Origin of the sequence: Streptomyces scopuliridis (genome assembly GCF_042790125.1) — a bacterium.
Taxonomy (GTDB): domain Bacteria; phylum Actinomycetota; class Actinomycetes; order Streptomycetales; family Streptomycetaceae; genus Streptomyces; species Streptomyces scopuliridis_A.
On sequence record NZ_JBHTZS010000024.1, the window covers coordinates 37,075 to 50,397 of the forward strand.

The 13,323-nt window shown below is 65.1% G+C and carries 5 protein-coding genes; 4 read left to right on the forward strand and 1 reads right to left on the reverse strand.

Annotated elements, in window-relative coordinates:
• The first annotated feature begins 87 nt into the window (after positions 1-87).
• The 4 genes from ACFRKB_RS28820 to ACFRKB_RS28835 all read left to right on the forward strand — a co-directional run bounded on the left by ACFRKB_RS28820 (position 88) and on the right by ACFRKB_RS28835 (position 11,758).
• On the forward strand, positions 88-9,165 hold the full coding sequence (locus ACFRKB_RS28820) for a golvesin C-terminal-like domain-containing protein (RefSeq protein WP_383109459.1): 9,078 nt from the start codon (positions 88-90) through the stop codon (positions 9,163-9,165).
• A 291-nt stretch (positions 9,166-9,456) separates the two neighbouring features.
• Complete coding sequence (locus ACFRKB_RS28825) at positions 9,457-9,873, forward strand: Imm1 family immunity protein (RefSeq protein ID WP_383109538.1); 417 nt, start codon at positions 9,457-9,459, stop codon at positions 9,871-9,873.
• Positions 9,874-10,266: 393 nt separating this feature from the next.
• Positions 10,267-11,075, forward strand: a protein-coding gene (locus ACFRKB_RS28830) for an IS5 family transposase (RefSeq protein ID WP_383109461.1) whose coding sequence is annotated in 2 segments (ribosomal slippage) — positions 10,267-10,609 and positions 10,609-11,075 — 810 coding nt in all. Because the reading frame shifts where the segments join, the coding sequence is not laid out codon by codon here.
• A gap of 86 nt (positions 11,076-11,161) precedes the next feature.
• The gene (locus ACFRKB_RS28835) at positions 11,162-11,758 is read left to right on the forward strand and encodes a hypothetical protein (RefSeq protein WP_383109462.1); all 597 of its coding nucleotides are present in this window, start codon (positions 11,162-11,164) and stop codon (positions 11,756-11,758) included.
• A 324-nt stretch (positions 11,759-12,082) separates the two neighbouring features.
• Here ACFRKB_RS28835 and ACFRKB_RS28840 read toward each other — a convergent pair whose 3' ends face one another.
• Positions 12,083-13,225, reverse strand: coding sequence for a hypothetical protein (locus ACFRKB_RS28840; protein WP_383109463.1), 1,143 nt, complete (start codon positions 13,223-13,225; stop codon positions 12,083-12,085).
• Positions 13,226-13,323: the final 98 nt, after the last annotated feature.

The window sequence follows — 13,323 nt, forward strand, 5'->3', positions numbered from 1 at the left end:
CCCAGAAAGGGCATTGTGAAAGTAAGGCTGGGGAGACTCATCTCCTGTCTTGTGGTGTCGGCGGTCGCAGGTACTGCGCTGCCGCAGGTGGCTTACGCCGCCCCGGCACCCAAGGAAGACGACGGCAAGGGCGTTGTCGACACGGTCAAGGGCTGGTTTTCGGACGACGAGGAAGAAAGGGAACTGGCCAAGCCGCCGGTCGGCGGGAAGCTGGAGATTCCGAGCCGGGAGAAGCTGGCGAAGGGCGAGAAGCTTCCGAAGGCGAAGCGGGTCAAGGAGCTGACCGGGAAGCGTACGTCGCAGGCGCGTTTCTGGCAGCTGTCGGATGGCCGGATCGAGGCCGAGCTGACGGCGACACCGACCTCGTACAGGTCCGGGAGTACGTGGAAGCCGATCGATACCGAGGTGCGTGCCACCGAGGACAAGGGCTTCGATTTCGCCAACACCGCGAACACCGGGAAGAGCTGGTTCGGCTCTGACGCGGGCAGGCTGATGCGTTTCGAGGCGGAGGGCGGCGGGGCGGTCACGTTCGGCCTGGCCGGTGCTGGTGCGCTCAAGCCGGAGGCGAAGGGCGACCGGGTCGTCTACAAGGACGCGGTCGTGGGTGCGGACCTGTCGTACCGGGTCGGCAACGGTGAGGTGAAGGAGGACATCGTCCTCGCCGAACGTCCGGCGGGTCCGGTGTCGTTCACCTTCACCTTGGACACCGAGGGCGGTCTGACGCCGAAGGCGCGCAAGGACGGCTCGGTCGCCTTCTTCGGGGAGGCTCCGGGTACTCCGGTGATGGTGATCCCGGCTCCGTACATGACGGACGCGAAGAAGGATCCGGGGTCGGTCACCGGCGGCACGTACAGCACCGAGGTCACCCAGAAGCTGACCCGGGACGCCGACGGCAAGGGCTGGAAGCTGACCGTCACGCCGGACGCCAAGTGGCTTGCGGCGAAGGAACGCCAGTACCCGGTCGTCATCGACCCGACGATCACGATCACGCCGAACGCCTCGGCCTCCGAGGACACGATGGTCCTGTCGGACCAGCCGACGACGAACTTCAACAACACCTGGAAGCTGTCGGTCGGCAAGACCGACACCGGCATCGCCCGGTCGCTGATCAAGTTCCCGCTGAACGAGGTCCCGGCGGGGGTGAAGGTCGATGCGGCACGGTTGAGCATGTACTACGACCAGTCGCACACCACCAACGGCAATGTTGTCGCCCTTGAGGCGCACCGGGCCACCGGGGCGTGGAGCGAGTCGGGCGCGTCGCCCGCGACCTGGTCCAATACCAGCGCGCTGGTCGGTGAACTGTCGGGTACGACGGTGCAGTTGGACGATGGTGATGCCGGTACGGCGGCGGTCGGCGAGTGGCCGCGGGGCACGACCACGGGCGGCGCGGCGACCAATGACGACTACGCCTACAACAAGAACGCGCTCACGGGCGAGTCGTACACCTGGCAGCCGAGGGTCCCGGAGACCGACACGTACCGGGTGGACGTGCATTACCCGGCGGCGGCGGACGCGGCCACGGCCGCCCCGTACACGGTCACCCACAACGGGGGCACGAAGAACTACACGGTCAACCAGACCGGTAACGGCGGTGTATGGAAGACCCTGGACGCGGCGGAGCTGAGCTTCGCCAAGGGCAACGCCGGGAAGATCGTCCTCGGTGACACCGGCTCGGCCACCACCCGTACGCTGGCCGACTCGGTGCGGCTGGTGAATCCCGCCGAGATCACCAAGGGCGCCTGGGATTACAACAAGTGGCATGACTTCCCCGTCGCGGACACGGTCCAGAAGTGGGTCTCGGGCACGGCTGTCAACCACGGTTTCGTGCTCAAGGCCGCGGACGAGTCGGGCACCGCGCCGCAGGGCGGCCCGCGTTACGAGGCGGCCGACGGCAACGCCTACGGCGGTGAGACGTCCACGTATCCGCGTCTGACGGTGACGTACGGGGCGGTCGGTACGTCGCTGAATTCGCCGACGGTGGTTCACTCCACCGGTCCGGAGCTTTCGTGGCCGGCGTACGGCAACGGCAGTGGTGACAGCGGTCTGGACATCGTGGAGTACCAGCTGCACCGCTCCACGCAGCAGGTTTTCACGCCGTCCGCGGCGACGCTGATCGCGCCGATCGCGTCGACCACGACGGCGTACACGGACACCACGGCGGTGCCGACCCCGGACTCCTCTTCCAGCGAGATCGGGAAGTCGTACTACTACCAGCTCGCGGTCAAGACCAGGAGCGGGCAGCTGCTCGGGTCGCCGACCCGGATCGTGGGCATCCCGAAGGCCGGCCGGACGATGAAGATCATCCAGGCGGGCCAGACCGACACCACGCTGTCCTCGCAGCAGCCGACCGTCAACCACGACGGTCTGGTCTCCGGCAAGGCGCAGGCATGGCTGAGCGTGGGCAACAACTCCGGCACGTACGGCAAGACCCGCGCCGTCGTGAAGTTCCCCACCACATCCATCCCCACCACCGCCACGGTGCTGGAGAACAAGATGTACATGTGGGGCGCGGAGACCACCAGCACGACCAATGGTGCGATCTACGAACTCCACTCCCTGACCCGGGACTTCACCGAGACCCAGGCCACGTGGAACAACGCGAACTCCACGACGCCGTGGACCACCGCGGGCGGTGACTTCTCCGCCACCGTCTCCGACACCGTTCCGCAGATCACCGACGAGGTCGGGCGTCACTGGTGGGACGCCACCGGACTGATGCAGTCCTGGGTCAAGACCCCGGCCAACAACAAGGGCGTCCTGGTCAAGCTGAAGGACGAGACCACCACCGGCCCCCAGGAACGCACCCTGTTCCTGTCGTCCGAAGCCTCCGACCCGCAGCTGCGGCCGTACATGCAGGTCATCTACGTCGACTCCACCACCGAGGACACGTACTACGCGCCGACCACCCCGTCGCGCATGACCCCGAACTCCACCTACACGGTGGACATGACGGTCACCAACACCACCAGCAGCGCCTGGGCGGCCGGTGAGCGCCAGATGTCGTACACCTGGAAGCTGCCCGACGGCACGGACGTCACCAACGGCGGCAACCAGCTCTCGACCGCGATCCCGGCGCTGCTGCCGGGCAAGTCGGCAACGATCCAGGCGCAGGTCAAGACCCCCATCAACGCCGACTCGGGGAACAAGCGCAACGACTACGTGCTGGGCTGGGACGTACGCAGGATCTCGGACGGCAGCTGGCTGTCCGCAGGCACCGGCGGCATCCCCTCGCTGAAGCAGAACGTGGCGGTGGAGGACCCGACCTCCAACCAGCTGGGTCTGGAGAAGTTCTACTCGTATGCGGGCAAGAACACCGGCGCGGGCTCGTCGCTGATGAACAACACGGCGTCCGGCAACAGCGTCTGGTCGTACAACGCCTTCAGCAACCCGGGCCGCGGGCTGAGCACCTTCGCGCGCCTGGCGTACAACACCCAGGACACCTCGGACACCGTCCTCGGCCACGGCTGGTCCGGCCAGCTCGCCGGCCCGACCCGGCTCGGCGCGCCGCTGGACTTCCACCCCAACCCGAACCCGACCGAGATCCGGCTGCCGGACGGTGACGGCACCACGCACGTCTTCCGCAAGCAGGCGGACGAGTCGTGGAAGGCGCCGGCGGGCGTCCACTACAAGGTCACGATGAAGTCCGGCCTGGACTGCAAGCCGACCAAGGACCCCGTCCCTGACGCGTGGACGCTCACGCGCCCGGACGGGACCCGCTTCCTGTTCGGCTGCGACGGTTACATGACGTCCGCCGTCGACAAGAACGGCAACACGCAGAGCTATACCTACGAAGAGCGCAAGTCCAACAACAAGCCGACCAAGTTCCTGAAGTACATCACCGACCCGGCCGGCCGTAAGACCCTGACCGTCGACTACTACGGCAAGGGCGACGCCACCTACGCGTACATCGACGACGCGGGCGCCAAGGTCTCAGGCACCAACCTGAACAACTCCAAGATCTACGACCACGTGAAGTCCATGACGGACATCTCCGGCCGCAAGATCTCCTTCTATTACACCACCAAGGGCCTGCTCGGACAGTTCACCGACGGTGACGGCTCCACCAACGGTGCGCCGAAGGACTTCAAGTTCACCTACGACGCCACGCAGGGCAACAAGAACGTCAAGCTGGTCAAGGCCACCGACCCGCGGGGCAACGCGACCGGCCTGGCGTACTACTACCCGAAGGAGGGAGACGACCCGAAGTACCACTGGTGGACGCAGACGATCACTGATCGCAAGAACTTCACCACCGGCTTCGCGTACAAGCCGAACACGGCGAACACCAAGTTCACCGACACCAAGCTCACCGACGCGGAGAGCCACGCCACGGACTACGTGACCGACGACTTCGGCCGCCCGGTCCAGATCACCAACGCCAAGTCCCAGACCACGAAGATGTCGTGGGACGCGGACAACAACGTCACCTACCTCGAAGAAGCCAACGGCGCCAAGACCGCCTATTGCTACGACCAGAAGACCGGCTACCCGCTCTGGCAGCGTGACGCCGAGAACAACAAGGCGGGCGTACCCCCGTCCTCGGACTGCGCCCCGGGCACCTACCCGGCCAACGCGGCCAAGTACGAGTACCAGACCCGTGTGGACGGGTACTCGGCCGACATCTTCAGGAAGACGTCCCCCGAGGGCCGCACGCACCAGTTCGGCTACGACACGTTCGGCAACCTGAAGACGGTCACCGACCCCAAGGGCGTCGCCACCACAACGGTCGACGACTACACCACGAAGTACGAGTACGACTCCTACGGCCAGCTCACCAAGGCCACTGACGCCAACGGCAACCCGACCACCAACAGCGCATTCGGCCCAACCGGCTACCCGGCGACCATCACGGACGCGCTGGGCAAGGCTTCGACATACGTCTACGACGAGCGGGGCCAGGTCCAGGAGGCGGTGAACGCCAAGGGCGCGAAGACGACCCAGGCGTATGACACCTTCGGCCGGCCGAAGGAGCAGAAGGCACCCAAGAGCGCGGCGGACGGGCAGTTCATCACCGTTCCCGCGCCCGTCTACGACGTCAACGACAACGTCACCAAGGTCACCTCGCCCTCGGGCGCGGTGTCGACATCGGTCTTCGACGCCACCGACCAGATCACCGAGTCGATCGCGCCCGGTGACGAGGCCGCAGCCCCCGGACGCAAGACGACTCGCACCTACGACAAGGTCGGCAACGTCCTGTCGGTGACGGAGCCGAAGGGCAACGAGGCCGGTGCGGTGGCCGGCTCGTACACCACCAGGATGGCGTACGACGAGATCTACCAGCCGACGCGTGCCACCAACGCCAAGGGCGACACCGCGGTCTCGGTGTACGACAACGTCGGCAACGTCGTGAAGATGATCGATCCGAAGAAGAACGCATCGGCGGATCCGGACGACTTCACGGTCAAGGCCGATTACGACCTCAACCACCGGCCGTTCCTGGTCACGGACGCTGCGGGCAAGACCGCGTCGACCACCTACGACAAGGACTCACTCACTCTCTCCACGACGGACGCGGAGAACAACAAGACCCTTCTGACGTATGACGAGCGCGGTGCGCTCACCGAACAGAAGGTTCCGCACTCCAAGGACGGCTCCGGCACGATCACGTACCGGACCACCAAGTTCGAGTACGACCAGGTCGGCAACCAGACCAAGGTCGTCAGCCCACGCGGCGTCGAGACCACCGGCGACGCCACGGACTTTGTCGCCGAGTCGAAGTACGACGAACTGAACCGGGTCAAGGAGCGGCTGAGCCCGTTCAAGGCGGGTGACTCCGACTCCGGAAGCCCGGACAAGACGTTCTACTTCTACGACGAGGTCGGCCAGCTGGAGCGGCTGTCCGCACCGCCGTCGCAGGGCCAGACCGTCCGCAACGACACGAAGTACACCTACTTCGACAACGGCTGGACGAAGTCGTCGACGGATGCGTTCGACATCTCGACGGCGTACGACTACAACGACCTGGGCCAGCAGACCAAGAACACGCTGACCTCGGCCGGCGGTTCCTCGCAGCGCACGATGACCTGGGACTTCTACCCGTCGGGCAACCAGAGGGCCCGCTCCGACGACGGTATCCCGGTGGGCAAGCAGGTCGCGCTCGTCGACTCGACGGACGTCAACAACACCGCGACCCAGGGCTACTGGGACGCCTCCCAGGCGACCGGCCAGTGGGGCTACGACGTCCGTACGCACGCCAAGGGCGACGGCACCTCGCAGTTCGTGTGGCAGCTGAACATCCCTCAGGACGGCTCGTACGAGGTCTTCGTCCGGCACGGTGATGTGACGGGTGCGGCTTCGGACGCTTCCTTCAAGGTCACCCACGCCACGGGTGAGGTGACCAAGACGGTCGACCAGTCGACGCGCTCCAACGAGTGGATCTCCCTGGGCTCGTACTCCTTCACGGAGGCCGCGGCCCAGAAGATCACGCTGACGGACGCGGCGAACGGCACGGTGGTCGCCGACGCGGTGAAGCTGGTCCGCTCGAACACGGGCGAAACCGACAACGAGAAGAAGGACTTCACCTACCGCTACGACGCCAACGCCAACCTGGTGGAGGTCAAGGACCTCGCGGCAGGTGCCAAGATCGACAGCTACGCCATTGCCTACGACGGGCTCAACCAGCTGTCGAAGGTGGAGGAGAAGTCGGGCAGCACGGTCAAGAACACGACCGCGCTGGACTACGACGTCAACGGCAACATCACCAGCTCCACGCACGACCTGACCTGGTCGAAGATCGAGTACGACATCCGGGACAAGATCTCGAAGGTCACCAACGCCGATTCGCCGACGGCCGGCAATCAGCAGATCTTCACCCAGACCTACACCGACCGGAACCAGCCGCTGAAGCAGACGAAGGCGAACGGCAACACCGTCGACTTCACCTACTTCCTCGACGGTCCGGCCAAGTCGGTACTGGAGAAGACCTCGGCCGGCGCGGTGGTCGCCCGGCACGACCTGGAGTACGACCCGAACGGGAACCGCTCGAAGGACACGGCGAAGGTCATGAACGCCGACGACTCCTCGGCGTACCTGGACACGGTGTCGTCCTTCGAGTACGACCCGCAGGACCGGATCAGGAAAGTCACCAAGACCGGTGACGGCGCGGGGACGGAGTCCTATCAGTACGACGCCAACTCCAATGTCGTCAGCCAGACGGTCGGCGGGGTCACCACGTCCTCGACATACGACCGCAACCGCCTGCTGAAGAACACCACGGCCGGGGTGTCCTCGACCTACAACTACGACCCGCTCGGCCGCCTGGACACGGTGTCCTCCAATGGGTCGACGCAGGAGAAGTACACCTACGACGGCTTCGACCGGATGGCCAAGCACACCGCGGGCAGCGGTGGTTCGGCGAGGACGACCTCGTACGTCTACGACGCCTTCGACCGTACGCAGTCGCAGACCACGTCGGGGACGAGCGGCAAGACCACGGCCTTCACCTATCTGGGCATGGACAGCAAGGTCCTGCGGGAGGAGGTCGCGGGCAAGGCGACGAAGTCCTATCAGTGGTCGCCGTGGGGTCAGCAGCTGACGCAGATCAAGCACAAGGACGACGGGAGCAAGGAGTACTCGCAGTTCACGTATCACCCCAAGGGTGATGTGGAGGCGATCACGAAGGACGACGGCACGACCCGGGCGACGTACGGGTACACCGCCTACGGCTCGGACGAGTCGAAGCTCTTCACCGGCGCGGACAAGCCGGACGCCCAGAACCCGGCGGCGGAGCCGTACAACGAGTACCGGTACAACGGCAAGCGCTACGACGCCGCGTCGAGTACGTACGACATGGGGTTCCGCAACTATGACCCGGGGCTGAACCGGTTCTTGACGCGGGACATGTACAACGGCGCGCTGGCGGACATGACGCTGGGCAGTGACCCGTACACGGGCAACCGGTACGCGTTCGCGGGCGGCAATCCGATCGCCTTCGTGGAGCTGGACGGTCACCTGTTCGGCGTCGACATCTCGATCTCGGACGTCGGGCACGCGGTGCTGGATGTCGCGGGTCAGGTGCCGGTGATCGGTGAGGTCGCCGACGGTGCGAACGCGATCTGGTACGCGGCCGAGGGCAACTGGGTCGACGCCGGAATCTCCGCGGCGGGGATGATCCCGTTCGCGGGCAGCGTGGCGACGGGGGCACGGCTGACGTCCAAGACGGTCAAGGCCGTCGACGCCATCTCCGACGGTGCGAAGACCGCGGACAACGTGGCCGGCACGGTGAAGGCCACAGACACAGCGGCCGACACCGCGAAGGCAGCACCGGCCGCGCCGAAGGACGCACCAGCGGCCACACCGCGGGAGGCACCGAGCTGCAAGAACAGCTTCGTGCCGGGCACGCGCGTGGTGATGGCGGACGGGTCCAGCAAGAACATCGAGGACCTGAACGTCGGCGAGCAGGTCCTGGCCACCGACCCGGAGACGGGCGACACCAGGGCCCGCGAAGTCACCAACACCCGCAACCACAAGAGCGACAAGCACCTGACCACCCTCACCGTCGACCCCGACGGCAAGAACGGCCAGGCTAAACCGGCCAAGATCACCTCAACCTCGGCACACCTCTTCTGGCTCCCGGACGCGGGCAAGTGGGTCAAGGCCCAGCAGCTCAAGCCGGGCATGTGGCTCCAGACCTCATCGGGCACCTGGATCCAGATCACCGCGATCGACAACAGCCACCGCAGCGAACGAGTCCACAACCTCACCGTCGCCGGCGTCCACACGTACTATGTGCTGGCGGGGGCCACGCCGGTCCTGGTTCACAACTGCAATCCGCTCGACGACATCGCGGACGAGTTGGCAGGCAGCAAGATTACGACTGGTCAGGTCGTTGATGATGCTGGAAATAGAGTCGGAGCTCCTGTATCAAGCGGTGAGAATGGTTCATTCGTGCAAGTGAGGGACGCGCTCAGAAAATCTGGCGCGCCTCACGACGCTGCAGGCGGGTTCGCGGCCGCATCTCATGTAGAAACCAAGATCGCTTTGGCCATGAGAAGCAATGGCGTTCAGAGGGCGACAGTCGTAATCAACAATTCTGACGGGGTTTGTTCTGGTCCCTATTCATGCATGACTGGGGTGTCTGCAATTCTACCAAGAGGGTCTAGCCTGACATCCGTTTGGCGCACCAAAGAGGGCTGGCACGGGGTAACTATGCTGGGCGGCGGTTAGTCTTAAGAGGTGCAATATCTGGCTGGCCCTGCCCTGGGGTAGAATCCTCCGGGGTGGGGCCGGTCTAATTTCAGTATTCCGCATCGCCTCACCTGCGAACGTTGGAGGATAATAATGATTCTGACTATTTTCAATGGCGGTACGACATATCATGCAGTATCGGAAGCTATTCTTAGGCGCTTGATTAGCGAGTTGGTGACCGGCGGACCCGACCGAGGTCCAGATGTGGTTGGACAGCCAAAGGGTGGCATTCTTGCAACGTTTGTGCTCTTGGCGCCGCATAGGGATCCGATGAAATCAGATCGGCACTTTGACAGCTGTCTTCAAGTCTCGACAAATCCGCTTACGGGATATGGCGCATTGAGGTGGCAAGTTCCCGAGGATTCCGTAGTTCGAGTGGATCGGGAGATTGCGAGGAGCGTATGGACCTCTAGGAATCCGGAACCGCCGGTGTTGGATCAAAACGTTGTTGCTGATTTGCACGATTGGAGGCTGTTCGAGCCCCGCAATACGCTGCCGGTAGCTGATATTCGTGCGGCCGTCGAGGAATTTTGCGAACTAAGAAGCGGTCAGAGGCCTACGGCGATTTGCTGGGATCGTGGTGAATTTGGCGCGCACCACTCTCTGAATGGACAGGCGGATGTGACGCCTTCCTACTGTCAGGATCCGTGGTGCAGAGACTCGGGTACACGGCACCCATTGCACTGATGAAGGTTCTCGGTGGCGCTTCGTGCAAGATGAAATCTCCCTTTCGGTGAGACGGTATTTATTACTCGATCACGGAGGTTATGTGTGAATTTCGCGTTGATGTCGCTGTTTGTTGAATTTCCATTTGCTTGTGGATGTGTGTAAGTGAATTTGACGCCCCGTCAGGCGGTGTCTGGCGAGGCGTCTGCGTGGGGTGACGGCAGTAGTTGACGGCAACGTCAGCGGACGAGGGCTGCGCAGGCTGGCGGTCCATCGCCGTCGCCGTAGGTCGTCTCGGTGATCTCCAAGCTGCCGAGCGTGGTGCTGAGGGTGTCGATGGCGTCGCGCTGGAGGCGGAGTCGGACGTGGGCTTAGACGTCGTTTCCTTTGGTGTGATCGTTCGTTGTTCCGTGCATGACGGGTCTGGTCGAACGGTTGGTGCCGGAGGGATTATGGGTGCTGTTCCGGCGGGTGGTGCCGCCAACTGAGGTGAAGCGCCCGCAGGGCGGGGGCCGACGCCGGGCCGGTGACCGCGAGGCTCTCGCTGCGATCATCTTCGTGGCCACTTCGGGCTGCACCTGGAGGCAGCTCCCGCCGGTGTTCGGCCCGGCGTGGCCCACGGTCTACCGACGCTTTGCCCAGTGGAGCCGGGACCGGGTCTGGGCCCGGCTCCATCGCGTCGTCCTCGACGAGCTCGGCGCCCGAGGCGAGCTGGACTGGTCGCGGTGCGCGATCGACTCCGTCTGCGTCCGAGCTGCAAAAGGGGGCCACTGACGGGACCGAATCCGACCGATCGCGGCAAGCTGGGATCGAAGATTCACCTGCTCACCGACCGGAACGGACTGCCGTTGTCTCTGGGCATCTCCGGTGCCAACATGCACGACAGCCAGGGCCTTGAACCGCTCGTGCGCGGTATCCCGCCCATCCGCTCCCGCCGGGGCCCGCGCCGCCGGCGCCCGGCGAAACTGCACGCCGACAAGGGATACGACTACGACCACTTGCGCCGGTGGCTCCGCGCGCGGGGAATCCGCCACCGCATCGCCCGCAAGGGCATCGAGTCCTCACAGCGGCTGGGCCGACATCGGTGGGTGGTCGAGAGGACCGTGTCCTGGCCGGCCGGCTGCCGTCGCCTCCACCGTCGCTACGAACGCAAGGCCGAGCACTTCCTCGCCTTTGTCGGCATAGCCGCGACCCTTATCGGCTACCGCCGACTGATCCGGTGAGCCAGTCGGTCGGGAGCAACAGCTGGCCGGCGCCGGTGGTGTCAGTGACGGCTCGTAGGGTGCGCTGGTATCCACGAGGAGGTTCCATGGGCTTTTCCGGTCATCTGGTCTTTGCGTGCAGCGAGCGCCCGCTACTGGAAGCACCCCTGTTCGGCGGCAGCGATCCAGGGCTGGGGGACGACGTGCATGAGTGGCAGCCGCGACCGGGTGGCTGGCAGACCCTGCAATTGGAGCAAGGTGTCTGGGAGGACAAGGACCTGTCCGCCTTGGTCGAATGGACCGGTGCACCGGCCTGCGTAGCTGATGTCTCCGACAGCAGCATCGCTCTCGTGACAGGCCTGAACACCGACGGGCACCGCTGGCAGGCGTGGCTCAACCTGGACAATGCTGCGGCTCTCCTCGTCGAGGAACCCGAGGACGTAGACGACGTGAGCCTGTGGGTGACCACCCCGGAGTTCGAAGAGGCCATCAGGCATAAACGCGCAGAACTCGATGCGGAGGTGCCGGCCGACGCCGAAGGCGCTCTCGTGTGGGCTTCAGCAGCTGGTGTCCAGACCGCGGCGCAGCAGTCCCGGATCGAGGAACTGCTCCGCGCACGGGAGACCTTCGTAGAGGAACTGTTCGACGCGCTGCTGGATGAACTGGGCTTCCCTGAGGCCGCCCCGTCCTCACCGCAGCCATAAGAAACGACGTCTTAGCGGATGCGGAGCCGTTTGAACTGGTGCGGTCAGGCGAAGGCGCGCTCCGCTACCCAGCACACTGTGCCCAGCCCGGCGCAGCTGCTCGATCCGGCGCGTCGCGTGATCCTTCCCCGGTGCTCACGGTTGCCACCTCCGCACCCGGAAGAGGTGTACGTATCACCGGGTCCGCCGGGCTGCTCGCACCGCACTGGTCCCGCCCCCGCGCTCGCAGTGTGCTGCCGCTGCGAGGGCGGGGGCGGGGGCGGGACAGCGTGTACGTGGAGAGAATGTCCGATCTTCAGTCGGTCCGGGCCGTGGGCCGGGCGGTCACCACCATGTGGCGGTGCATCCGCTCTTCGCGGCGGCGTTGCCCTCACAGAGCTTGACGTCGAGCACCGTGTCCATGTCGATGGTGACGTGGGCGGACGATCCACGGGGGACGCCGGCCGGCGGCACGTACCGGGTACCGGCGGTGGTGCGCACAGCGAGCACGGAGGAGTAGAACGGGCTGCTGAAGCTTGTCACGATCTTCGCCTTCGCCGTCCAGCCCATCTCCGACTGGTACTTGGTCACGTACGCGGTTGCTCCGGCGCGCGCGGTGGTGACGGCCTTCTCCCCCGTGTAGATCACGTGATACTTCGTGAGGGTGGTCAGGAAGGGGCTCTTGGCGACGTTCGACCCTGGGTTGTTCGCCAGCCAGGTGCCCGCGGGGGGATTGGCGCTGAAGTAGTCGTCGCTGTTGCAGTCGATGTCGTCCCCGAACGCCTTGGGGCACAGGTCCTGCAGCGGATACGTGGCAGGGTTGTCATCGTCGTCGTAGCACATGATGTCAGCGTCGTCCCAGCAGTGGCCACCGGCCGTGCCGTGGGGTGCCTTGATGTTCACGGCGCCCAGCGTGTGCAGCAGTTCGTGTCCGGCCGCGTTCCAGGACCAGCAGCCCGAGCCGACCATGGCGTACGAGGGTCCGGAATCGAACGTTCCGCGGGCGGCCAGGCCGCAGAAGGCGGCTGTCTGCGCGAAGATCAGATACTTGCGGTCGGTTCTGTTGTACCCCTTCGATTCCAGGTCCCGCACCACGGCGTCGAAGTCCATGATGTTGGTGGTGGACGAGACAACCACGTTGCCGATGTTGGCGGCGCAGTCGCTGTTCCGGACGTAGCGGACGTTGAGCTCCCCGCCCGTCTTCAACGCCGATTTGTTGACGACATTGCCTATCTCGTTGGCCATCACGTTGAACTCGTCCGCCATCTCGGCGTAACGGTCGGCGCCCGCGGGTGAACGCACGTAGAGGACCTGGACCTTGTGCGTGCCCCCGTCGTCGCCGATACAGGCGGCGGCGGCCTGCGGCGCTGCGGCGGTGGCGGTTGACGGCGGTACGACGGCGGCGGTTGCGGTTGACGGCGGGACGACGGCGGCGGCCAGCGCCATCGCCGCGCCGAGCAGCACGGACAGCAGTCTTCTCTTCTTCATGCAGCCCCCTTGGGAAGGTGGGAAGGTTTGTGCGTGGTGGAGGGACGAGGGCCCCTGTTGGGCCCCTCACACGGTGGCGGCGCGGCCCTGGGAAAACC